Raw genomic sequence first — 24,762 nt, 5'->3', positions numbered from 1 at the left:
TTACTTTGGCAAGCTAGGCGGAAAACTCGACGCGCCCGGCTGCATCCAGCGGTTACCCTTGCCGCTCAGATCCCAAAACAGATCGCGCCCTGGCAACCCCATCTTAACGATTGTCGGATCGGGGTCTAAGCCATTGCCCGAAATCTTGTTTCCGTATATCTGATTGCCGTCCGGCGAAGGATCGACGTCGTACTTGGTGCCTGCAGGAAAAATAGAATTAAGCCCTAGCATCGCGATCCCAAAAGTAGAATTGCCCTCGATCGCGTTGTCGTATATCAACGTGTTGTCAGCCGCGAGAATGATCAGCCCGCTGCCCTTTGGAATCTTGGAGACGATCGCGTCCGGATCGCCAAAGTTGGGCGTGTTGTTATTGATCAGCCTGTTGTTCCGAACGACCGTATTGACGCAGACTTTGGACGGATTGAACGGCAAGACGAAGACTAACAGCCCGCCCGTGTTTTCGTAGCAGTAGTTACCCTCGACCAGCGAATTCTCGCAGTTCTCGATCTCGATGCCGGCGACGTTTTTGTACGCGACCGAATTGCGAACGACCACGTTTTTGGATTGTCCGACATAGATTCCGGCGTCGGCCACCTGGGTTACCTCGCAGTTTTCGATCAGCACGCCGTCGCAGCCTACAGGATAAATGCCGTACACACCCGTGTTGACGCACTTGATGCCATCATAGCGCACATTTCGGGCGCCGTGCACGACGATGCCGTTGCCCTGATAGTTGCGCACTTCGAGATTCCGCACCGTAAAGTCGTTGCCGAGGCCGACAATAGCATCGGGCAAACGATTGCGGCCATCGATGATCGGCTTGGTCGGCCCGATGCCTTCTATCGTAACTCCATGATGAATGACCAAGACGTTCTCGTGGTAAACGCCGGATCGCATCTTGACCGTTCCGCCTCGACCCGCTCGATCGACGGCCTCCTGCAGGCTTTGTCCGGGGCCAATCTCGACGACCATTGGACGATCGGGCGTCTTGACCGCCCTTGAAGCCCGCACGGCTCGCTGTCGCACCGGATCGGAAATCCGCTTAACGACCGGCAAGCCAGAAGGAACACGATCCGGTATGGCCGGCATCGCCGAGACATCGGTCAGACTGTGCATGAACGCGACTAGATCCGCCCGTTCTTGCTTGGTCAACTGGAACTTGCGAATTTTGTCGTCCTGAAGGGGGATGTCCAAGCCTTTGCCTCGCCCGCCGCCGTTCGAGTAGAAATCGACCACTTCTTCGAGCGTTTTGAAAGCGCCGTTGTGCATGTAGGGCGCTGTCAGAGCAACATTTCGCAACGTCGGGACCTTAAAAGCACCGGTCGGCCCGCCGCCGCGACCTTTTTCGGCGGGTTCCTTGTGAACGTCTTTGGGCCCGTCCGGCGGATCGGGCACTCCGATCACCTTAAAGTCGGGATTGGCAAAGGTTGGCATGCCGTGGCATTCGGAACACCGAGCTTTTGTAGAGAGGTAGAGTTTCAATCCCCGCTTCTCGGTCGGCGACAGCGCTGCGCCATTGCCCGAGGCATACTGATCGAATCGAGAGTTGAAGCTCACCAAAGTCCGCTCGAACGCAGCAATCGCCATAACGACCTTGTCAAAACTAATCTCGCCTCCGAATGCCTCGTCGAAATGCCTCACATACTCTGGAATCGTTTTCAATCGACCGACCAACTTCTGCGGATCGTTAGCCATCTCGTCCGGATCGCTGATCGGGCCTTTGGCTTGCTCTTCAAGAGTCTTGGCTCGACCGTCCCAAAATTGTCTGTGATTGAACATCGAGTTCCACAACGTCGGCGCCGCGCGTGTAAGTTCCTTGCCGCCCTTTCGCTCTGCCCCAGCGCCCTTGCCGCCTAAACCGATCGACCTGGGCAGGCCATCCCCGAATCCTAAGTCTGGATGATGGCAACTGGCGCAGGAGGTCGATTCGTCAACCGACAAAACGGGGTCGAAAAAGAGCAGTCGCCCTAATTCGACGCGCTTGACGGTCGTTGGATTCTCCACCTCGACGATAGGTTGAGGAAACGGTTTCTGCAGTCCCGTCTCCGGCGCAAACTTGGATGCGATTACCGAAGGCACCAATGCGCCGTTCTTTTCGACCAAGCCGGGATAAGCGTCCAACAATCGCGCGCCAATGAGGAGCGCGGGCAAAAGAGCAATGGAGCCGACCAAGAATGCGCGGTTCATGATGGGCGATAGATTCGCCAGACGCGCGCCTCCTCCTGCCTTACAGGTACTTCAGGAGCTTAGGCATCATGCGGTGCAATGGAAAGAATCGGCTCAAGAAACCCAACTGCGGAAGGAATCGGCGCGAGACGGCAATCCGCTGAGGCCAAGAACTCTCTGATAGGAACATAAACAGATCGTCTACCACCGTCTTGGCGCGCTCGCTATACGGATACCACCAAATCTCCGGCTTACCGCCTTCGTCGATGTCGATGTACTGCATCTGCACGCCTTCCATCAGCCCGCTATACCCATGCGTGCGGCCTATGCCCGACCGCTTAAAGCCGCCCCAAGCGCTGTTGGCCTCTCCATAGGTCGTCATGTGGGTGTTCATCGATACGACGCCCGTTTCCAGTCGCGATGCGATCTCCAGCACAGCCTTTTGGCTCTTTGTCCAAATCGACGCCGTCAATCCAAAGGGCGCTCCGTTGGCGATTTCTGTCGCTTCGGTCAGATCATCGAACGGCCGAACGGAGACGACCGGCCCGAAGGTCTCTTTCTGCATCAAATCGCAATCCAAGGGCGCGTCCGCGATCAGCGTTGGTTCAAAGTACCGTTCGCCCAAGTCGGGCCGTGCCTGGCCCCCGACGAGCGCCTTTGCGCCTTGCGATACCGCCTGCTTTACATGCGACCGGACGATGTCGAACTGCGCTTGCGTCGTTAACGGTCCCATGTCGGTCGATTCGTCAAACGGATCGCCCAGCCGGATTTGCTCGATCTCTCTTGCTAGCAAGTCTACGAACCGATCGTAAACCTGCCGCTCGACCAAACATCTTTCTATCGAAGCGCAGGTCTGTCCCGCATTCGCCATCGATGCCCATGCAATACCTTTGGCCGCCCGTTCTAGATCGGCGTCGGCCAAAACGATCGCCGCATCTTTGCCGCCTAGTTCCAATAGTGCTTTCTTGGGCGCCTTGGCGCACTGAGCCATCACGCTTCTGCCGCCTTCCACGCTGCCGGTGAAGCAAACCGCGGCAATATGCTCATCGTCTATCAACGCTTGCGCGGCTTCTACGCCGCCATGCAGCACAGAAACCAAACCATCTGGGAACCCGGCCTCTTCGAACAACTGAACGATCAAATCGGCACAGCGCGGGGTAACGGGCGAGGGCTTCAGCACGACTCCGTTGCCTCCCATTACAAACGTCATCGCTGAGATCATGGGGATCGAAAACGGGTAGTTCCAGGGCGATATGACCGCCCAGAGACCATAGGGTCTCGGAGCAAAGCAGCCCGAATGGGTTTGTAAGAAAGGCTGATGTCGATCCGCCGATCGCGCCTTCAGAACTTTGGGCGCCTGCTCGATGAGGTACGATGCCATATCCAGTACCGGAAAGAGCTCCATAACCAGCGCTTCGAATCGCGGCTTTCCCTGCTCTTCCGTGATCGTTCGGACGATTTCGTCTCGCCTTGCGACAATAGCGCGACGCAAGCGCCGGAGCAATCGGGCGCGCTCTCTAAGGTCGAGCTTTGCGAACGAGCACTGAACGCGCGATGCCTGTTCAATCGTCACGAAGTTCATTGTCGGTCGGCAACCACTGAAAGCGATCCATGTCGACGCGCCTCAGTTCGTCGACCGGGACGCCTTCGTCCTTCAGGCGAGCGATCTGCAACGCGCCCAGCACAGGGTCTCGTCGATAGGTGAGAATGAGGCCATTACCGCCCAAAACGCGCCACCAAGGCACATCGTCGGGACAATAAGCCATAGCCCGCCCAACGGCTCTTGGGGAGAACGGCGGATCGGACAACTCGCCTAACTGACCATAGCCGACAACGCGGCCAACGGGAATCCTTCGCACAATACGATAGAGGGGTTCAAACTTCATTGGGGCCGGCGGGAGCGGTCGCCCCCGCCGGTAGACGCTTCTCAGTTAAACTCGTAGTCGGGTCGGAACAGCCAGGCATTGCATCCGTCCCACCAGTAGTGAGTGGAGTTGCCCGTAAAGTCGTAGTTGGTGCTCGGGTCGACGCGATGGTCGGTCGGATTGGGAGCAAGGGTTGCGCCCAGCCGTCGCCATGCTGCATGACCGTCCGCATGGACAAAGATCATTCCGCCCGCGTGGATCCAGGCGCTAGCCAGTTTGAGGAACATGGCCGAAGTCGGGTAGGGCGTTCCACTGGCGCCGTACGTGCAGCTAAAGTACCGGCACGGTCGAGCGTCTGAGGGATCGCATCGAATGGTCGGATTAGAAATGATGAACCCGATCTCCTGCGCTTTGCCTCGACCCTCAAAGAAGAGCGGCAGGTTTGCCGGCCTGGCCACTCGGGCTTGCGGAAAGTCGTGCAAGATTCCGTTGTAAGTCATGTTGGTGGCGCCGGGCGGTCTGCGCGGGCTGGTGTAATCGCTTAGCGGCCAGCCGGCACGCTGACGATGCGGGGACGACGGGCAATCCATCACGCCCCAGTTCTTGACGTAGGGCTGAAGGGTGTTCATCCAAGTAACTTGGGACGCAAGGCCGCGAAAAGCGCCGGTGTGCGACCCTTCCGTGTTCGACCAATCGTGCGGGATCAGCATGGCGAACTGCCATGGATTGGCAGGCGCGCCAGGTACGTGAAGGCCCATCGCATTGGGAAAGAGCTCGTCCCAATCCTGCAAATACATCATAGTCGAAATACCCATCTGCTTGCTGTTGCTGAGGCAGGCAGTCTGCCGCGCTTTGTCGCGCGCTTGGGCAAAGACGGGGAATAGAATTGCGGCCAATATCGCGATAATTGCGATGACGACCAGCAGCTCGATCAGTGTGAACGCCTTGATGCGCTTCATGACGAAACCTCCTGGTTTGGATATTAGTTGGCGCTACAGAAAGAGTATAGCATAGAAAACGGGGCGGGTTGCCCCGCCCCGTTTTGGAACTACAGGTCAGACCTGAGAGTTAAATGTTGAACTCGTAGTCAGGTCGGAACAGCCACGCGTTGCAACCATCCCACCAGTAGAACCCGGGGAACCCGTCGTTGCTGTAACCGGTGAACGGATCGACGCGCCAGTTGGTGTCCTGGGGAGTCAATTGAGCGCCCAAACGGCGCCATCCGGCATGGCCGTCGGCAAACGTCATGATAACGCCGCCATTGTGCACCCAGGCAGAACCCTCCAGCACGAACATGGCTGACTGCGGATAGGGCGTGCCCGAGGCTCCGTAGGTGCAGCTAAAGTAGCGGCACGGCGCCGTGTTGGCCGGATCGCACATCAGAGTCGGGCTCGAAATGGTGAAGCCCAACTGCTGGCCCTTGCCGCGACCCTCCCAGAACAGCGGAAGCTCGGCAACTTTGGCGATTCGAGCCTGCGGATAGTCGTGCAGAATGCCGTTGTAGCTGATGTTCGTTCGACCGATCGGCTTGCGAGGAGCGGCATAATCCGCCTCGAACCCAGCTCGGCGAGTTTCGCGCGAGGACGGGCAGTCCATCACGCCCCAGTTCTTTACGTAGGGCTGCAAAGTGTTCATCCAGGTAACTTGCGAGGCAAGTCCTCTGAATGCGCCAGACTGCGAACCCTGACTGGTCGACCAGTCGTGGGGGATCAGCATGGCAAACTGCCACGGATTGGCGGGCGCGCCGGGGACTCGAAGCCCCATTGCATTGGGGAACAACTCGTCGTAGTCCTGCAGATACATCATGCCTGCGGTGCCCATCTGCTTGTTGTTGCTCAAGCAAGCAGTCTGGCGAGCCTTCTCCCGGGCCTGTGCAAAGACCGGGAAAAGAATGGCCGCCAGGATGGCGATGATCGCGATTACAACCAACAGCTCGATCAGAGTAAAGCCCTTTCGGACTTTCATGGTACTACCTCCTGTGAAAGGTTTAGGTCAGGATTCTGCCTTACGGCAAAGATTCCTGCCAATGGATATTATAACCGAAAAGTTCATTTTACGCAAGGGTCCGCGAAAAGTTCCTTTTCGGCCCCATCCATAGGATAAAGACTACCCGAAGGAGGCAGAAAGTTCCAAACAGGCGGCGAACTTCTCAGCCCGCCGCCCTTTGCGCTGTCGTTATCTCATATGTTGAACTCGTAGTCGGGTCGGAACAGCCAGGCGTTGCAGCCGTCCCACCAGTAAGAGGCGGGGAAGCCGTCTGCGGTGTACCCAGTGTAAGGGTCAACCCGATAGTTGGTATCTTGAGGCGTCGTTTGAGCCCCCATCTTTCGCCATGCGGCATGGCCATCGGCCATTACGAACATCTGGCCTCCGCTATGCACGTGGGCGGTGCCGTTGAGCGTAAACATGACCGAAGTCGGATAGGGCGTGCCCGAAGCTCCATAGGTGCAGCTAAAGTAGCGGCAAGGCAATGCAGAAGTCGGGTTGCAGGTCAAGACAGGGTTCGCGTTGGCAATCCCAAGGGTATAGGCCTTTCCCCTGCCCTCAAAAAACATGGGCAGATCGGCGGACATGGCTACTCGAGCCATTGGATAGTCGTGCAGCAGACCGTTGTAGGTGTAGCTTCCGGGCGCCGGCTGGCGCCGCGGCGCTGCATAATCGGAAGTAAACGTCGCGGACCTAATCTCGCTGGCCGAAGGACAGCCGTAAATGCCCCAGTTCTTGGTATAAGCCTGAAGCGTATTGACCCACGAGACTAAGGAAGACAGTCCGCGGAAATGATTGGCTTGAGAGCCTTGCGAATTGGGCCAGTCGTGCGGCGCCAATTGACCGTACAGATAGATGTCTGCCGGGGCGCCCGGAACTCGAAGACCATAGGCCAGAGGACCGTTGTCTTCGTAATCCTGAAGATACATCATAGCCGCAGTGCCAAGCTGCTTCGAATTGCTTGTGCACGAAGTCTGGCGCGCTTTCTCGCGCGCCTGCGCAAACACTGGGAAGAGGATCGCGGCTAAGATCGCGATGATTGCGATAACGACCAACAGCTCGATAAGCGTAAAGCCTTTGCGAACATTCATAACGCGCTGCTCCTAATACAGAGGCGAGCGTACAGTAAATGCTCCTGCCTCAATATACCGGCTTGATTAGATTGACCAATTTGCATGGTTGTTAGCCGGGTTAAGGGATATAACGTAGGAGAAGCGCGGTTGGTTCCGTCAACCCAAAGAAAAAAGGCGGTCGCTTGCGACGACCGCCTTCAAGAGTCTGCCGCCTATCTAAGTCTTACAGACTGTGCTGACCGCCCGTGCTGCAGGTCGGGTTGGTACCGACGTTGCCGATGGTGTAGGTGCCGCCCGACGGACATCCGGGCTGGGACTTCATGTAGGTGGGCGTCAGGTTGTTCCAGGCCACCGGGTCGCCGTCGGCTCGGTTATTGTCCATGGCGTACTGCTCTTTGCCCGCGTCGATCTGCTTGAGGTTGGCCACGCACGACTTGGCGCGCGACTTCTCGCGAGCGTTGACAAAGTTGGGCACTGCAATAGCCAACAGAATGCCGATGATCAAGACGACGATCATGATCTCGACGAGCGTAAAGCCCTTTTCTCTCATGTTTCGATACTTTCGCATCTGATCTACCTCCCGATATATCGAGTTATCAACGGTTTATTCCATCCATCCGGGTCTGGCTTCACCGGGATTTTGCCGGGATTCGAGAACTTTGGATGTTTGTTGCGTTGGGGGCGGGCCGCGCATCGGTAGTATGGGCGCGCGGTTGGCCGGCGGCGGCAAGCCCCCAAGCAAAGGTTTATTCCATGCCGAACCGAATAAATACACGGGGTACCAGTCGCGGTACAATATTCGTCGACATACAAAACTGGAGGCAACGCCAACTTTGAAACAATTAGCGACCGTCCTTTCGATCTGCCTCGCTCTTACGGCAGGCGCGCAGCAGAACAACGTTGTCCAGACAACCCTTAAGCCCTGGTTGGACAAGGCCAAGCAGCAAAACCAGAACGTGATGGTGATCTTCTGGGCGTCTTGGTGCACTTGGTGCAAACAGCACGAGGCTTTCGTTCTAGACCCGTCGCTCAAGGAGACGATGGTCGAGAACTTCACGATCGCCTTCGTTCGAGTTCAGGAATCGGCCGAGCATAAGGACAAAGAGACCAAAGGCGGGGCCGAATTGCTTAAAGCCCTGGGCGGCGAGAAGCAAGGCATCCCCTTTGTCGCCTTTGTTACGCCCGACGGTCGCCTCATCGCAAACTCTAACCGAGCCGTCGACGGAAAGCAAGAGAACATCGGCCATCCGGTCAAACCGGAAGAGATCCAGCACTATATGACGATCATTCGTCGTGCCGGACCGAAGCTAACGGGCGAACAACTGGCTGCCATCGAGGATCGGTTGCGCAACCCGCGCCGACGTTCGGGCGACGACAAGCCGGATCCAAAGCCCTGATTCGTTCGTATAACAACCCATTCGGAGGAGCAGCTCGCTGATGAGAAAGACAAGCGCCCTTTTGCTTGCATTGGTCTCTCTGTGCTTAGCGGCAGAAGCCAAGTTTGAGTACACGGTCAAGATGAACCCGGACGAGCAGCGATTGGAGATCAGCATCCGGACGCCGGTCAGCGGCGACTCTTCCGACTACCAAATGCCCAATTGGGCGCCGGGCGCCTACATCTTGGCAGAAAACCACCGCCGAGTTGAGAACTTCAAAGTAACTGACGACGACAGCAAAGAACTGACCTTTGAAAAGCCCAACAACTACACATGGCGCGTGAGCCATCCGGGGCAAAGCGCGATCGTCCTCAGTTACCATATTCGAGCTGCGATAACCAATGGAGCCGTCCACTACAGCGGACCTTCCACCTATCTATACGCGGTTGGCAGGAAAACGGAACCCTGCCTTTTGCGCCTCTCCGTGCCGCAAGGCTGGAAAACCGCGATCGGATTGGACGAACTCGAACCTGGGTCAAACGACTATATTGCCGACAGCTATGACATATTGGCCGACAATCCAGTCAGCATGGGCGATCTGATCATCGACGAGTATCGGTCGGGCGGCAAACCGCACTTTATCGTCTATCGAGGAGCGGGGGCGAGCGTTGTCGATAGAGACTACGTCAAACGCGCTTGCAAGCATATCTCCGACTTTCAGATCGCCTTTTTCGGCGGCGCCCCGTTCAACAAGTTTGTCTGGCACTTCAACGTCAGCCGCGGCGGAGGCGGCGCGGGCGGTCTAGAACATTTGACAAGCACCCAGATCAGCTTTGGATCGAACGTTACGAACTCGGCGGTGTCGGTCTTCTCCCACGAATATTTTCACCTTTGGAACGTCAAGCGGATCCGCTCGAAAACCTTAGGGCCATTTGATTACACAATTCTCCCTCGCACCGGCGCGCTGTGGTGGCTGGAGGGAGTAACCGACTACTATGCCCATCTCTTGCTGTTCCGAGGCGGATGGTGGGGCAAAGAGCTCTTCTTCAACGATGTCATCGGCCAAGTCCGCAGTTATCGCAGCATGGCGGCCCGAACCGAGGTCAGCCTGTACGAAGCCAGCGAGAAAGTGGGCGACGCGAACAACGGACGGGGCAACAGCAGCGGCTTTCGCATCAACTATTACACAGGCGGCTGGGTCGCCGGCATGTGCCTCGACATCGAACTGCGAAGTTTGACCAACAATCGCCATTCTCTTGACGACGTTATGCGGGCACTTTGGGAGATATGCAAGGACGACAAGCCCGGATTCGAAGAGGATGAAATTCGCAAACAAATGGTCCGCTTTGGCGGCGAGGCGATGGGCGCTTATTACGACAAGATTATCCGAACGCCGGGCGACATGAACATCGACGAGCAACTGGCCAAAGTCGGCCTCGTGCTTGAGAACAAGGTCGAGACGACCGTCGATTCTGGGATAACCTACCTGGTTGAAGAAGGCGCCTATCCGAAGGTGCGCTTCACCCGAGGCGCGGCCAGCGACGCGCTTGAGACCGACGACTTGATCCTCTCGGTCAATGGCTCCAGTTTAGAAGGCAAGAATAAGACCGAAATGGAAGCGCTCATGACCGCCCACATCGACCAAGCCAAGCCCGACAGCGCGATCAATCTGAAAGTGCGTCGAAGCGGAGAGGCCAAAGAAGTCTCCGTAATGCCGACATCGCGCAATCGAACGGTTACAAGAATCGTCGAACAGGACGATCCGACCAAGGCTCGAGCGCGCGAAGCCTGGTTCTATGCGGGCAAGAAGCCCGAACGCGACGACCTTGGCAAGCGCTGATCAGCAACCGAAGCCAAAGGCACCGAGCACGATTGCCAGGTCGGTGTCGTCAACGATGCCGTTGCCGTCCAGGTCCTCGGGCAGGCACGATGCAGATTGACCGAAAGCGGTCAGTACGCTGCTAAGGTCCGTATCGTCGACGCAGCCGTCCGCGTTCACATCGCCCGCACGCAACGGCACGATGCGGATGACGACCTTGTCCGACCTGTAGATGGGTATCAGGCGGACATTCACAAAGTTGACAGCCACGACGATGCGAAACTCGTCCTCAATCCTTGAATCGTTGCCGCGAAGCAAGATAACGTCAAACTCATCGCAAACGCGAGGGTTGTAGCCCGCTACCCGGTCGACCCTCAGTGCAGATTGACCTAAGTTGATGGTGCGGCCGTCTCCTGTTACAACGATTTGCCCGTACTGAGGCGAGTTGACATCGCCGTTGTCCGTACCTTCGGCACTGATTCGAAGGTTAGCCCCAATATCCAAACTCAAGTCTCCATCCAAGAATAGAATGCCCGCATTGTCTATTCGACCAACTTTGAGTTCGCTGCTATCGATCACAACATTCGCATTGATACTGCTGTAGTTTCCACCGAAGGTTTGAAGCGTCCCATTGGTGATTGTGATCGCCGAAGACCCCTGAAGAGTTGCATACTCACCAAGATCGGTCAAACTCAGGCCGGACGATTGAGTATATCCTCCAGCAAATTGAAGGAGGGTATTCGCCGATGCGTAAACCTCGCTTCGATTTGTAAAGACCGATGAAAATTGAGTGCCCGACGAGCCTACAGCCTTGTGAACCGTCCTTATGTTCTCGAATTGTCCGCCAAGCCAGTCCGCGTCGGTCGAAATCGTGAACTGTCCTCGATTGATCGTTTGGTTTCCAGCAGAGCAGACAACGTTGCCCGTACCCGTCCATTGCGTGTCCGATTCGATTTCAAGCGCGCGAGCATCCATCATCGATTTGACTGTAGCTCCCTGGATTCTGAAGATCCCGCTGGAAAGGATTTCGGTGCGTCCAGACCCTCTCATGATGCCGCCCGTCCAATCAAAACTTGTCGAGACCCGCACGTGATCGCTTCCAGTCAACGTGCCAGACACGAGCATGAGTACGGGCAAAGTAACGATCTCTCCACAACTGAAATTGAGGACGCCTCCTTCAATAAAAACCCTTTGACCAAGCGCTTGAATGGTCGAAGGCGCTAGGAAGTTGAAAACCCCGCCAGTGCAGCTCAATGCAGGCCCGCCTCCAGGATTCGCAATGTTTAGCGTTCCGTTGAAATGGACAGCGCCAGCGGTACAGACGACGAACCCAGCGCCTGCGATTCTTGACGAAGCGGCGAACGTGTGCGCGCCTCCGCCTAACGTAAGGTTTCCGGCAACCTCAAAGTGGCCGCTGTTCGACCCTCCGTTTTGAAGCGTCAATCCGACGCCCGACTGGACATTAGTAAGTCCGGCACAGTTATAGACCATAGACACTTCTGTAGTATCGATGGTCGTGTTCATCTTGATCACTTCGCCAAACTGACCTTCCAACACGTCGCCTAGAACGTTCAAAGTTCCAGCCCCCGTAATGTCTCCCGAGGTGTTAATGAAAAAGTCGCCGTTCGGCATTATGTCGAATCGCGTTCCTGCCTCCGCTTCAATGTTGCCGGAGCCGGTCCAGAACACATCGCCTGTAACCTCGATGACGCGCGTGCCGAGCAGCTGCTTCGGAAAAGCGCCGATGATGTTGAGGTCGCCAGTAGCGGGAATCTCAAGGACTCCCGAGCCGCCAAATTTGCCTAACTCCCAGGTCGTTAAGCCGGTTACCCTCAGCCGATCGCTGCCGGTAACGAGCGAGTTCACGCCTGCCATTGTCAGCACCGAGATAGAAACGAACTCGCCGCTCGTGAGAGTAAGATTGCCAGCGTTGATATAGACGGCCGTGCCGAGCGAAGCTAAGGTCGCTGACGGAGCAAACGTCAAGTTGGCTTGTCCGATCGTTAAGCTTGGACTGGCAGCGCTTGTCATATTGTAAACGCCTTCGATCGTCACATTCCCCGATAGCACTTGTATCTGGCTTGTTCCCTGAATGGTTGACGCGCTTGTCAATACAAAGTCGCCCTGTTGAAAGGTGAAATTGGCTCCGACCAGGTTGAAGATACCGCTGCTAGTGCCTCCGCCGCTCAGTTGCATTCCCGCCCCATTAATCAGATCCAACCTGCCCGCATTATTAAACTGCGCGCCGATATTCGGCCCCAAAGTTGACACGACAATCTCGCCTCTGAAGGTATTCGCTCCAGAAACAAAGCGCTGATTGGTAACGACGCCGCCCCCTACCCAATTGCCGTCGGTATTAATGTTCCAATCGCCGCTAAAGGTGTTCACGAACTGGGGGCTGTTGAGCGCTGAGATATCTCCCGTTCCGGTCCAGGTTGCAACCCCAGAATTGAGAATTCGGCGCTGGTCGAGCGTCTTGGTGTTCGAACCGGACATGTCCAACGTCGACCCGCCAGGGATCACCAGATCGCCGTTTCCGATCACCGAGCCTTGCGTCCAGTTCATGTCGTTCAGTATCGTCCACGCGCCCGTTCCGCCGATTGTGCCGCCCGCTAAGTTCAAGTTCTCTACGGTCGAGTCGACGGCGACGGTAAGCGTGCCGCCGGAGACTGTCAACGTACCGTCAACAGTCAGCGAGTTGAGGTTGGTCGTACCGGAGAAGAAACTGGGCATTCTGGGCGCAGAGGATGGCACGGTAACATCGTCGCCAGCCGCCGGAATGCCGCTTGGCGACCAATTGCCGGACGTGTGCCAACTCGTGCTCACGTTTCCCGTCCATGTGCGCAAGATAGCGAAGCTTGAAGCAACAGCCCCGAGCATAAGCAAAAGAGCGAGAACGATCTTCATAGAAACACCTCCAATCAAACCTGCATATTGTAGATTGTAATCCGATTTCTCTGGTTAATGGTGCATCGTTGGGCAGATTTTGCCTGGAAATACGCGGGCTAACACCCCAGGCCAAAGTTCTCGAGCACGATCGCAAGATCGGTATCGTCGACCAACCCGTCTCGATTGATGTCGGCAGGGCAACAACCGCATGTGCTTCCGAACGACCCAAGAACGATGGCTAAATCGACATCGTCGACGCAACCGTTGGCATTGGCATCGCCAGGTCTCAACGGCCGCATAACGAGGTTGACCTGCTGCGGCTCGTAGACTAAAACAGGTTCCAGAAAGACTCCGCCGAAACCCTCCAACACGATGCTGTCAAACTCGCCCTCGATCTGCTCGCTCGAATCTTCCATCATGATGATCGGAATGGTGTCGCACACGGTCGGGAGGTACGCGGAGTTACGGACAATCTTCAGTTGGCCCGCCAAGTCGATGCCCGGAGCGGCATTGGATGTCGCTATGATCTGACTAAACTCGATCGAATCAGGATTCGAGTTGTTTGTTCCTAAAATAGTAACCACCAGGCGCGCGTTCGCACCAAAGCGCAATCCGCCATCCAATAGCAACCTTCCTGGAGCATTGGGGTCTGCTCCCAGCACAAGGGACGATCCCACCATGTCGAGAATCCCGACGACTGGAGATTCTCGGAGGGTATCGGTCCTGAGCGCGCCAGCATTATAGGTCAAGAGGGGCGGGCCGGTCAACACCGCATCTTCGTGCAAACGTGTGTTCGCGATACTGAGCGACTGAATAAACGCGCCTCCAAAACGAAGATGCGCGCCAACATCCACGATGAGGAGGTTCTGGTTCGTAACGTTCGCCGTGAACAAGGTTTCGCCAAAACCAGGCATCTTTCTCATCTGAGTTATGTTCCGGACCGTGCCGCCCAGCCAGTCGGCGTCCGTCTCGATTCTCCAGTCTCCCCTACTGTCGAATCGCGCGTTGGGGCCGCTCTCAACGTTGCCCGTTCCCGTCCAAATCGTTGTGTCGCCTAATACAAAAAGCGTTTCGAGAAGGCGCGCGTCGTCAAGCCGCTTCACGCTGCTGCCAGAGATACTGAGGTGCCCCCCTGCGTCCACCTGCGTGTTTCCTGACCCTCGCATCGTGCCGCCCGACCAGTTCATAAGGTCGGTTACTTTTACCGTGTCTGAGCCGGTCAAAGTTCCGGACTCTATGTCCAACTGCTCCATCGTAACAACCTGCCCAGCGCTAAAGTTGGCGGTCCCACCTTGGATTTTTACGTAACCGCCGATCTGTTGAATGGTCGCAGCCGCAAGAAAGTTGATCGTTCCACTGGCCACGTTCAACGAGATGTTAGGCATGGGTCGGGTTAACGTTACAAATCCAGAAATGTTGGCCACTCCGCCGCTCATGATCAAAGCCCCAGGGCCGAATATGGACGACTGATCGGTGAGGGTGTGCATGCCGCCTTCGAACCGCAGCGCCGAGTTGGTCAGAATATCAAATCGGCCCGAGCTAGTGCCGCCTCCGGCGAGACTGAGGCCAGGCCCCTGTTGGCACTCCACCCGACCGTCGTTGTTGAAAACCCACTCGATCGCAAAGTGGCTGAGCGGACCGGCTTCCTTAAACACTTCGCCGAAAGGTCCTTCAAAGCCGTTCCCATGGTTATTGAATGTGCCAGTGCCCGAAATGTTCGAATCGGTCTGAATGTGAAAATCCGCGTCTGGCATATTGTGGATAATGGGCGAGCCAGAACCCACCAAGACGCCCGTTCCGGCAAAGAAGACGTCGCCGTAGTTCTCCAAGATGCGGCTGCCCGACATTGTCTTCAGACTCGCCCCGCTGATATTCAAGTCCGCAGTCGTTCGAATCTCAGTTCTTCCTATCCCGGTCATGGCTCCGCCCGACCACTCCATGAGCACAGAGACCCGGATGAGATCGGAACCGGTCAATGTGCCTCCGGAAATCTGAAGCCTTTCGACGAACGCCGTTTCGCCGCTGCTAAGATTTAACGTTCCTAACGACACAAATGTATGGGCGCCCAACGACGACAAAGTAGAGGCTGCGAGCAGGTTGAGCGTGCCGCCTGTGCACGCCGTCGCAATCCCATTGGCCAGGGGTCTGGTCATATTAAAGACGCCTGAAACATTGACGGTTCCGCCGGATACCTGTACTTGGCCGCCTCCATGCACGGCCGATCCCGCATCGCAGTCATAGGTACCGCCCGAAAAATTGAGGTTGCCGCCATTGAGGCTGAAATCCCCGGTTCCGCTCCCTCCGGCCAAGAGTTGGAGCGACGCACCGAGGTTAATAAGAAGATCGCCGTTATTGATGAACTCGCCAGAAATAGTCGTCAGCCCCGAACTGGCAGACTTTGTCATCTGACCCCTAAAGGTATTGCCGCTGATGGTAATCCTGCGGTTCTCTACTCTAATAGCACCGGTAAAATCCGCGGCCGACTGAATATTCAGCGCGCCCGTGCCTTGGTTGATGAACTGCGAGGACCCCAATCCATCGATATTGCCCGTACCGGACCAGTTGATTGTCCCGCTGTTCGAGAACGTCTTGCTGCTCAGCGTCTTGGTCCCAGAGCCCGAGAGGACGCCTGTCGCGCTACCGTTAATCGAGAAAGTCCCTGTGCCAGACAGAATGCCGTCCGTCCAGTTGAAGTTGCCGGTGATCTGAACGTTGCCGGTGCCTCCAAAGATTCCCCCGTTCAAGTTCAGGTTGGCTATAGACGATGCCAAAGACACCGACAAAGAACCGCCGGTTATAGTCAATGTCCCAGAGCAAGAGATCGAGTTGAGCGTAACCGTGCCCGATGAGAAAGTGGGCTGCCTAACAGTTACGCTTGAGATCGTAACGTCGTCCCCATCCAACGGAGCGCCTGAAGGGCTCCAGTTGTTCGCCAATCCCCATGATGTAGAGATTGCGCCGGTCCATGTCTTGGCTGCCGCAATCGCCGACGAACAAGCAAGCAGCAATATCGAAAGAGCGATAATGGTCTTCATCATAGAAAAAGTATGCGCCGGTTTCTACGTCCTCGCATACGCCGAAAGACGTATTTTTCAGGCCTCGTTCAGATAAGTCAAAATCTGCTCCGCCACTCGCCGCGTCATGCCCGGCACGCTGGCTAACTCCTCGACAGAGGCCGATCTGATCCGCTCCACGCTGCCAAAAAGCCTTAACAGATTCCTCCGCCGCTTAGCCCCTACATGGGGTATCTCTTCTAATACCGATCCGACCGCGCGTTTGTCCCGCACTTTCCGATGGTATTGCAGTGCAAACCGATGCGCCTCGTCCCTAATCCGCTGAAGCAAGTGGAGCGCTTTGCTCCCTCTTGGCAAATCGATCGGCTCCGAGCGATCGGGCAAGTAGATCAGCTCCTCCCTTTTGGCCAGCCCGATCATAGGAACCTCAAAGCCGAGCTTCTTCATGGCCTCTTGCGCCGCCGACAACTGGCCCTTGCCTCCATCGATCAGTATCAGTTGAGGCAATCGCGACCACTTCTCATCCCCGCCTAACGCCTCCTTCAACCGCCGTGTAATCACCTCTGACATCATCGCAAAGTCGTCCGGGCTTTCGGGATGCCAGCGAATCTTGAACCGACGATACTCAGACTTCTTAGGCTCGCCGTCCTCCAACACCACCATGCTGCCGACAGGCGCAGTGCCTTGAATGTTGGAAATGTCGTACGCCTCTATCCGTGTCGGCGGCTCGGCCAAATCTAACGCCTCCTGAAGCTCGGCCAACGATTCTGCGGCCGATTCCGCGCTTTCCTCCATCTGCTGCCTCAGGCTGTTCAGCGACAGTTCGGCGTTCTGCGCAGCCATCTCGATCAGTTGAGCGCCCTCGCCTCTATGAGGCACCTTGATCTCAACTCCTGCGCCCCGCTTCTGCCGCAGCCAAGACTGCACGATCCGCATCTCCTCGATCTCATAAGGCAACAAGATTCGATCGGGCACATCCGGCGCAGTCTGGTAGTACTGTTTCAAAAATTCCTGCACTATCAATCCAGGATTCTCATCTTGGGCGCCGTCAACCATAAACGACTTTTGCCCCACCAACTTACCCCCGCGCACATAGAACATTTGCACCAGCGCGGTGCGATCGTCCTTCACCACCGCAACCACGTCCTCGTCGTTCCGATCCGCGCTGACCACCTTCTGCCTTTGCAGAGCCTCTTCCAAGTGAGCGATCTGATCTCGGACAGCCGCCGCTTTCTCGAACTCCAACGCCTCGGCCGCCGCCTGCATCTTCTCTTTCAGAGGATCGATCAAGCTCTCACCCTTGCCTTTCAAGAACGCGCTCACGTCCTCGATGACCGCAAGATAGGCTTCCCGATCCGCCAATCCGGCGCAGGGCGCCATGCATCGCCCAATGTGATGGTACAGGCACGGCCGCTGGACTGCCTCGCCGCTCCACACCTTGCCGCACGGAATGAGCGTAAAAGCACGGTGCAGCAGGTTGTAGGTCTGCCGCATGGCATAGGCGCTGGCGAACGGCCCAAAGTAGCGATTGCCATCCTGTCGAACCCGCCGCGTTACCATCAGACGGGGAAACTTCTCGCTAGTCGTAATGCACAGATACGGGTAGCTTTTGTCATCCCTCAGCCGCACGTTGTAGTAGGGTCGGTGCTTCTTGATCAAATTGCATTCAAGGATCAGCGCCTCTAACTCGCTGTCCGTTACAATCCACTCTAAATCCGTGATTCGCTTGACCAATCGGCGCGTCTTGTTCGACGGGTCGGCCGACTTGGTAAAGTAGCTTCGCACCCGACTCCGCAACGACGCCGCCTTGCCGACGTAGAGAATTTCACCCGATTCGTCCTTGAACAGATAACATCCCGGCGCCTTGGGCAGTCCCGCCAGTTTTTGCTTCAGCTCGCTCACGGGATAATTGTAGACGGTAGGAACGCCGAGGCGAACAGAGAAACCTAATGCGCACAGGAGGCAGGGATGGAGAACTATGCTGCAGGGATGATGGGACGACTAACTCTTAAGCGTTCCGGGCGCACCAAAAGACAATCCAGTTGGGACAGAACGGGCGGCAATCGCGACTATCTGACCATTGGTAAAGGCGAGGTCGCCGAGTTAGCCCGAATCGAAGGCGCGGGCGTTATCCGCCATGTCTGGATCACGGTTGGATGCTCCGACGATCTTTATCTGCGCAAGGTCATCCTGAGGTGCTATTGGGACGGCAATAGCGAACCGAGCGTATTAGCCCCGCTGGGCGACTTTTTCGGCATGGGGCACGGCATTGCCCGCTCTTTCAACTCTATCCCGCTCAATACGGTAACCCACGTCGATAACGAAGGTAGATACGGTGGCGGCGTGGCTATGAACTGTTACTTCGCCATGCCGTTTGCCGATGGTGCCCGCATAGAAGTCCTGAACGAGTGCGACGGCGACATCGGGCACTTTTACTACTATGTGGACTACGAAACCCACGACCGCGTGAACGACGACGCATTGCGATTCTGCGCCCACTACCGCCAAGAGTATCCGACCAAAGCCGATCGCGGCAGCCTCTATGCGCTGGGCGAAAATTATTGGGAAAAGATGGACGAACCCTGCTTGAGCGATGCAGGCAACTATCTGATCTTGGATACCCAGGGCGCCGGACACTACGTCGGTTGCGTTCTGTCGGTCGATAACATCGATCCTCTGCCTAAGAAAGTTACGATCGGCAACTCGGTTCGAGAAGAGCCGGAATACACCTGGTGGGGCGAGGGCGACGATATGTTCTTTATCGATGGCGAGCCATGGCCTCCGTCCCTGCACGGGACTGGCTCTGAAGATTATCTTTGCCAAGCCTGGGGCATGCACCCGAGAGGCCATCTTTATGCGGGCACGTCGATCCCCGAGCGCGATCCCAAATTCCCCGACCGCCGGCAGTGCACCTCCTATCGATTCCATTTAGAAGACCCGGTCATGTTTGAAAGATCCCTTCGCCTTTCGATCGAGCACGGCCACGCGAACTTGCAGGAGAACGACTACTCCAGCGTCGCCTACTGGTATCAAACGCCGGGCCATCCGCCCCTGACGCCCATGCCGCCGGTTATCGAAAGGTTGCCGCGAAACCGCCGGGGATGAGTTGGAGCAGTTCTATCTCTTTCTGACAGCGCTCGGGGCCGGCGCATTTGGCGCGATGCTTGGCTTGGGGGGTGGCATCATTCTAACCCCGGTCGCGACCATTGCGCTGGGGTACGAGATCAAAGAGATGATTCCAGCCAGCTTAGCAGCCGTCGTCGCCACCTCTTGCGTCGGCTCGCTCGGTTACCTTCGCAAAGGGCTGGTCGACTTGGATTTGGGCGTCTACCTGCTTCTTCCGACCGTAATCGGGGCTATTCTGGGCGCCAAGTTAGGCTATTGGGCGCCACAGAACGTCCTGGCCGGTCTTTTTGCCGTCCTAATGGTGGTCGTTTCGATCCAGTTGCTGGCGTCAAAGGACGCCTCCGACGAAGGTGGAGACTGGGACCGATCGCGCCTTTATATCGGGATGGGGCTGAGCATGGGCGCCGGAGCGGTATCGGCGCTTTTGGGCGTCGGCGGCGGCATCGTCCAGACGCCCATGATGCACCTTCTGCTGAAGCTGGGCATGAGGAAGGCGATCGCGACCAGCGTCTTTCTGATCGGGGCAACGGGCGCGGCCAGCGGTTTGGTCTACCTGGCCAAGGGCGCGATGCTCGGCCATATCGTCGCTCCGGTTGTGCTGGGCATCATGGTCGGCGCGCGCATCGGAAGCTCGCTAGGCGCCCGTGCGCCCTTGATCGTCCTCAGGCGCATCTTTGCCGCTACCATGATCCTTCTGGCAATCAGAATGATCGCTAAAGCGATCGCATAACCCCCTTGCCAAAGTACCGCCGGAAGCTAAGTACCGCCGGAAGCTAAGTACCGCCGGCGTCCCCGCCGGCCCTCTGCGCGAGACTATGCCGTTGGAACGCCAGAGTACCGCCGGAAGCTAAGTACCGCCGGCGTCCCCGCCGGCCCTCTGCGCGAAACCTTGCCGTTGGAACGCCAGAGTACCGCCGGCGTCCCCGCCGGCCTTCCTATCCATCCGATATGCTTGGATAGACCCACTTCCAATCCGTCAAACCCGCCCTCATCGGATTCGTCTGCACGTAACGTATTGCTTTCTCTAACTGCTGTGGACTTCGAACTATGTGATCGAAATATTCTCTATGCCAGACTTCGCCTTTCGAGCCAAGTACCTTGTTAATGCTGTGGCTTGTATACGACTTCCAATTCTGAATGACCTTGGACAACCTTTGGTCGCCCAAAAGTTGGAACACCGTGTGTACGTGATTCGGCATGACGCACCATGCAAAGTGAATGTACCTTTCGCCTTCGTAAAACTGCAATGCGCCCGCCACTATATCCGCACAGCGACCGTCCAACAACAAACAGCCTTTGCCGCCAATATCCAGATATCGCTCGATCTTCTTGATCATCTGCCATTTTCTAACTGAAGCATCCAGGTTCGCCAACTCCTCAGCCCAGAGTTCGATTACATGCCTTGGCATTGAATTAGCCAGCCGGAAAGTAACAAAATAGGTCGCGCCTTCCTTCTCCCAATGAGGAAGATATCTACGGTCGCGGATACTCACCGAGCCTTTGAGGCTCACGAAGTTCAGCTTAGAGGGATCCGAATCGATCGGCTTTTTCTCTTCTTGGTTTGCCATTGTCTAAATGCAACAACTGACTCTACCTAATGCTCCAGTATGTCTGTCAAGAACGTCTTTAGGATCTCCTTAACTATCAGAACCCGACGGAGGGCCGGCGAGGACGCCGGCGGTACTTGGGGTGTGGCCCGTCTGGGTTGGAGGAAAGCCGACGAGGACGCCGGCGGTACTTGGGGTGTGGCCCGTCTGGGTTGGAGGAAAGCCGGCGGGGACGCCGGCGGTACTTGGGGTGTGGCCCGTCTGGGTTGGAGGAGGGCCGGCGAGGACGCCGGCGGTACTAAGGGCGCTAAGTCTGATAATTCGCAAGCGCACGACCGATAATGCGGTTGGGGGCAGAGTTGTGTAGAAGACTTGGTCGCACCTCCCCTACCCCCACGGAGGCGGGAACTCCCCACCCGCCTCCTAACTCCTCTCGCGCCGTTTTGCGCCTGGTATGCGATGCGCTTTCAGTCTTCGGCGGAAAATTAGGGCGGAGAGGGTTGCAAAGCTGAGGACGGTCAGCGAGCCGGGTTCGGGCACGGCCATCTGCCAGACGATCGCCTCGTTCCGACCATGCATGCCGTTGTAGGCCCATCCGACGACCGTAACGTTGCCAAAGGCGTCCACCTCGATGCCTTCCGCCTCCGAATGGGTGTATTCGGGAGGCAGCAAGGAGTGAAGCTCCATCGCCGACTCGGCCGAACCGTGCCACAAGACCGCTTTGCGCGCGGGCCAGTAGGCCCAACCCGCCTGATAGTCGCCGGTCTGAAGGTTCCACAATATGGCCCTCCCCACTCCAGAACTCTGGACGTTACCGACGCCTACCAAGCCAGACACGGCAAGAATGCGCGAACTGTTTGCAGCAGGCGGCGTCAACGGCGTAAATTGCCCGTCATATCCAAACCGCACCGCATGTATTGTCTCTGGTGTACCCACGCGGCCGACCAGGATTCCTACGCCCGAAGACCTTCCCCATGATTGTAGAACGCCCTCAGGATGAAGAAGCCGGACGGCAACGACGCGAACAACGGCCTCAGTTGGGCCAACGCCAAAGCCGCCATCGGATCCGCGCTCGCCGCTTCGTCCTCGGGCGACTCGGTCTGGGTCGCCGGCGACGACACGACGCCCTATCTAGAACAGATCGAAATCCCCGACGGAGTAAAGGCCTATGGGGGTTTCGAAGGGATTGAGACATCAATTAACGACCGCAACTTTGCGGAGAACGACACGACCCTCGACGCGGACGGCGAAGACTACGCCGTTACTTTCGACGAGACCTCGGGCACGACGACAAGGCGCCCGTCCATTCTCCCTTCATTCAATCCAGGGCTTTCAACTCGGCGGGCAGCGTCATACTAGGCTGAGCAACAGCAATTCCGGCAACCAAACAAGCCAAAAGCAAAGTCATCGTCTTCATCTCTACTCCTCCATTCGATCTTGATTGTATACAATTGCACCTGAGCACATCTGGTTGATCACGTCGCACAGCGCCGATTGTAAATCGCTCAACAAAGGCAGCCGCGCGCGAGCGACCTCGACTTCGTCAAAACTCATCTTTCCAATAGCCAGAGCCTCTTCGCCAATGGGCGCCTTCAACGCTACTTCGCCGTTCGGCGCGGCCAGCATCGAACCGCCCGAGAATCCCTTGCCCCCTTCAAATCCGACCAGCGCCGTCATCACTGTGTATAGGCCGTGCTCCTCCGACATCCTTCCAACAATTCGCTCGTATTGAACCAGATTGTCTGGAATCTCGCCGCCAAAACCGCGCGCAGGCGATGCAACCGGCGCCAGGATAAACCAGGCGCCCTTGAGCGCCGCTATCGTCGCGCAAACCGAATGCCAAACATCCTCGCAGATCAGCATCGCACCCCGCCCGAAGCGCGTATCGAACGCTTCTATGCGAACCCCTCGGCTGACGAATCGCTCCTCGTCAAACACGCCATAAGTCGGCAGGAAGAACTTCCGATGAACGTGCTTGATCTCGCCCGACGGCAGTTCGACATAGATCGCCGAGTTATAGAGGTGGCCGTTCTCTTTCTGGTAAAATCCCATCGACACATCGAGCGCGCGCTGAAGCCCAGAAGATTGGTACTGTTGCGCCAGCATATTCGCCAGCGATCGCGCATCCAAGGCGGCTTCGACCACCCCGCCCTCTAAGAAGTAGCCGGTCGTAGCGGTCTCCGGCAGCGTAAGCAGATCGACCTCCAATCCCTCGTCGCTTATCTGACGCATCAAGGCGCCGACCTTGTCCAAGTTCGCCTGGATATTGCCCTTGATCGGCGCGATCTGCGCAATCCCGACCGTTATCTCCGCCATTGCGCGGATTATATCAGAAAAGCGCCAATGCGTATAGCAGCGTGGCGGTCAGCCCAATGATCAAGGGCAACGCTACCCGTCTGCACAGTTCGGGCGAATCGGTGCCTGTCAGTTTGGCCGACATCAGCGCGACCGCCGCGACAGGCGACATCGTGCGCCCCGCCGCCGCACCGATCGAAACGATCGCTCCCAACCTTTCTAAGTTCAAACCATGCGCTATGCCGGGCTCGGCGAACAGCGCGTATAAACCCTGAGTAGACGCCATGCCCGAACCGCTGAGAGCCGCAAACAGCATCGGCACATAGCCAGACGCCGGAACCAAAGTCTGCGGCGAACCGCCCACCAACTGGCTGAACAACTCGCCAACGCCGATCAGCTTAACGCCCTCGGCAAAGCAGGACGCCGCGACAATGATCCCGATAATCTCTTTGTAGGCATAGCCCATCCCTTCGAAAAACGCCTTGCCTGCGCCCAGTGCCGCCTTGGGAGCCGTCGCCATGGCGACCAGCGCTCCCAACAGCATCGCCGCCCCGATCCAACGACTGTCGAACAGTTCGGCGCTCTTCCTTGCGCCCGCCTCGTCCGACAGACCGGCGACCTCCTTCGCGCCCACCAGCCAATCGGGAGAGGGCGCAAAGAGCCGGAACGGTTCGGCGGTCAAGAACAACAGCGCAATAGGAAACAGCGGCACCATCGCCTTGAGCAGGTTCGGCCTGAATGACTCGAGGGGCTCGGCCTTGGCGCCCTCTTGACGCTTCTCGTATCGCCAGCTCATGATCGTGAAAACAGCGGCGCTGACCGAGAGTTGCACGAGCAACAATGGCAATGCATATTTCGGCATGGACGAACGGCTGACCGTCTGGCCCGTCAATTCGCCGATGGCTACGGTTACCGTGCCATATTCGGGCGCGCCGGGGTTCAACAGTTCGCCGCCGACCGATGCGCCCAGCAACAGCGCTGAGCCCGCAATGACCGGACTGACGCCTGCGGCCATCATTAGAGGCACCAAGACGGCGCCGATCGCAACAGCGGTGCTGGTCTGACTGATGATGGGGATGTTGACCAGAAAACCGACCAACACCGCGCCCGGTATCAGCGCGGCTTTGGCGTTGCGCAACGGGTTGGCCAGCAGCCGCACCAGGTGCTTATCGCAGCCCGTCTCCCTCAGCACATAGGCGAAACCCATGGCAAAACAGATCGGGATCACGAACTTCTGATCGACCAGCGTTGTGAATAGGGTACGAACGATGGCGAACGGATCGCCCGCCAGCAAACCCATCAGCAGACCCGCTGGGATGAGCGCCAGCCGCACATCGACTCGGCGAACGACCAGATAGACCGCCGCTGCGATGACGACCAAGCCCAAGAGTGCCATGAACACCGAAGTGATTCCCCGGCGAATGCTTGGTTCCTTTCGCCTAAGAAGCAACAGGGATCGCCCCCATTCCGGCAGCATCCTTGGCGCCCTTTGCGCGAGACCGCCTCCCGGAACGCCAGGCTTCCGCCTGGCAAAAGACCTGGAACCGCAAGCTGAACGGGAATCTGCGCGAATGTAGCACAAAACTGAGTACGAATCGATCCTAAG

At 57.1% G+C, this 24,762-nt stretch carries 19 protein-coding genes; 5 read left to right on the top strand and 14 right to left on the bottom strand.

What is annotated here, in order from left to right; all coding sequences use genetic code 11:
* The 7 genes from HUU60_08800 to HUU60_08770 all read right to left on the bottom strand — a co-directional run bounded on the left by HUU60_08800 (position 1) and on the right by HUU60_08770 (position 7,640).
* A complete protein-coding gene (locus tag HUU60_08800; GenBank protein ID NUL82804.1) occupies positions 1-2,187 on the bottom strand; it encodes a right-handed parallel beta-helix repeat-containing protein in 2,187 nt (728 codons plus the stop codon).
* Positions 2,188-2,227: 40 nt separating this feature from the next.
* Positions 2,228-3,748, bottom strand: a complete 1,521-nt coding sequence (locus tag HUU60_08795; GenBank protein ID NUL82803.1) for an aldehyde dehydrogenase family protein — start codon at positions 3,746-3,748, stop codon at positions 2,228-2,230.
* Positions 3,729-4,052 carry an MGMT family protein gene (locus HUU60_08790; GenBank protein ID NUL82802.1) on the bottom strand — a complete coding sequence of 108 codons (324 nt, stop codon included), beginning with the start codon at positions 4,050-4,052 and terminating at the stop codon, positions 3,729-3,731. Before HUU60_08790 ends, HUU60_08795 begins: the two co-directional genes overlap by 20 nt.
* Positions 4,053-4,093: 41 nt before the next feature.
* Entirely contained in the window at positions 4,094-4,990 is an 897-nt protein-coding gene (locus HUU60_08785) for a prepilin-type N-terminal cleavage/methylation domain-containing protein (protein ID NUL82801.1), read from the bottom strand.
* Positions 4,991-5,099: 109 nt separating this feature from the next.
* On the bottom strand, positions 5,100-5,996 hold the full coding sequence (locus tag HUU60_08780; protein ID NUL82800.1) for a prepilin-type N-terminal cleavage/methylation domain-containing protein: 897 nt from the start codon (positions 5,994-5,996) through the stop codon (positions 5,100-5,102).
* A 215-nt stretch (positions 5,997-6,211) separates the two neighbouring features.
* A complete protein-coding gene (locus HUU60_08775) occupies positions 6,212-7,108 on the bottom strand; it encodes a prepilin-type N-terminal cleavage/methylation domain-containing protein (protein ID NUL82799.1) in 897 nt (298 codons plus the stop codon).
* Positions 7,109-7,313: 205 nt separating this feature from the next.
* Positions 7,314-7,640, bottom strand: coding sequence for a prepilin-type N-terminal cleavage/methylation domain-containing protein (locus HUU60_08770; GenBank protein NUL82798.1), 327 nt, complete (start codon positions 7,638-7,640; stop codon positions 7,314-7,316).
* 283 nt (positions 7,641-7,923) lie between these two features.
* Here HUU60_08770 and HUU60_08765 point away from each other — a divergent pair, with 283 nt between their 5' ends.
* Together HUU60_08765 and HUU60_08760 are read left to right on the top strand one after the other, a co-directional pair.
* Positions 7,924-8,487, top strand: a complete 564-nt coding sequence (locus HUU60_08765; GenBank protein ID NUL82797.1) for a thioredoxin family protein — start codon at positions 7,924-7,926, stop codon at positions 8,485-8,487.
* Positions 8,488-8,527: 40 nt separating this feature from the next.
* Positions 8,528-10,306 (top strand): M61 family metallopeptidase, encoded by a 1,779-nt coding sequence (locus tag HUU60_08760; GenBank protein ID NUL82796.1) that lies wholly within the window; start codon positions 8,528-8,530, stop codon positions 10,304-10,306.
* Here the strand turns inward: HUU60_08760 and HUU60_08755 are convergent, their stop codons facing one another.
* The 3 genes from HUU60_08755 to uvrC form a co-directional block, all read right to left on the bottom strand.
* Positions 10,307-13,192: a hypothetical protein gene (locus HUU60_08755; GenBank protein NUL82795.1), complete on the bottom strand. Its 2,886-nt coding sequence runs from the start codon at positions 13,190-13,192 to the stop codon at positions 10,307-10,309. It abuts the gene before it with no gap.
* 98 nt (positions 13,193-13,290) lie between these two features.
* Positions 13,291-16,212, bottom strand: a complete 2,922-nt coding sequence (locus HUU60_08750) for a hypothetical protein (GenBank protein NUL82794.1) — start codon at positions 16,210-16,212, stop codon at positions 13,291-13,293.
* 54 nt (positions 16,213-16,266) lie between these two features.
* A complete protein-coding gene (gene uvrC / locus HUU60_08745) occupies positions 16,267-18,081 on the bottom strand; it encodes an excinuclease ABC subunit UvrC (GenBank protein ID NUL82793.1) in 1,815 nt (604 codons plus the stop codon).
* 75 nt (positions 18,082-18,156) lie between these two features.
* Here uvrC and HUU60_08740 point away from each other — a divergent pair, with 75 nt between their 5' ends.
* Complete coding sequence (locus tag HUU60_08740; GenBank protein ID NUL82792.1) at positions 18,157-19,293, top strand: DUF2961 domain-containing protein; 1,137 nt, start codon at positions 18,157-18,159, stop codon at positions 19,291-19,293.
* A gap of 1 nt (position 19,294) precedes the next feature.
* Entirely contained in the window at positions 19,295-20,044 is a 750-nt protein-coding gene (locus tag HUU60_08735; protein NUL82791.1) for a sulfite exporter TauE/SafE family protein, read from the top strand.
* A 205-nt stretch (positions 20,045-20,249) separates the two neighbouring features.
* On the opposite strand, the gene HUU60_08730 is transcribed toward HUU60_08735, so the two are convergent.
* A complete protein-coding gene (locus HUU60_08730; GenBank protein NUL82790.1) occupies positions 20,250-20,882 on the bottom strand; it encodes a transposase in 633 nt (210 codons plus the stop codon).
* 402 nt (positions 20,883-21,284) lie between these two features.
* On the bottom strand, positions 21,285-21,641 hold the full coding sequence (locus tag HUU60_08725; GenBank protein ID NUL82789.1) for a hypothetical protein: 357 nt from the start codon (positions 21,639-21,641) through the stop codon (positions 21,285-21,287).
* A gap of 216 nt (positions 21,642-21,857) precedes the next feature.
* On the opposite strand from HUU60_08725, the gene HUU60_08720 reads away from it, so the two are divergent.
* Positions 21,858-22,220 (top strand): hypothetical protein, encoded by a 363-nt coding sequence (locus HUU60_08720; protein NUL82788.1) that lies wholly within the window; start codon positions 21,858-21,860, stop codon positions 22,218-22,220.
* 60 nt (positions 22,221-22,280) lie between these two features.
* On the opposite strand, the gene HUU60_08715 is transcribed toward HUU60_08720, so the two are convergent.
* Together HUU60_08715 and dcuC are read right to left on the bottom strand one after the other, a co-directional pair.
* A complete protein-coding gene (locus HUU60_08715; GenBank protein NUL82787.1) occupies positions 22,281-23,177 on the bottom strand; it encodes a beta-ureidopropionase in 897 nt (298 codons plus the stop codon).
* A 13-nt stretch (positions 23,178-23,190) separates the two neighbouring features.
* Complete coding sequence (gene dcuC / locus HUU60_08710) at positions 23,191-24,552, bottom strand: C4-dicarboxylate transporter DcuC (protein NUL82786.1); 1,362 nt, start codon at positions 24,550-24,552, stop codon at positions 23,191-23,193.
* Positions 24,553-24,762: the final 210 nt, after the last annotated feature.

The organism is Armatimonadota bacterium, assembly GCA_013359125.1.
Lineage (GTDB): Bacteria > Armatimonadota > Fimbriimonadia > Fimbriimonadales > GBS-DC > JABWCR01.
This window is presented reverse-complemented; position numbering and strand designations above follow the sequence as displayed.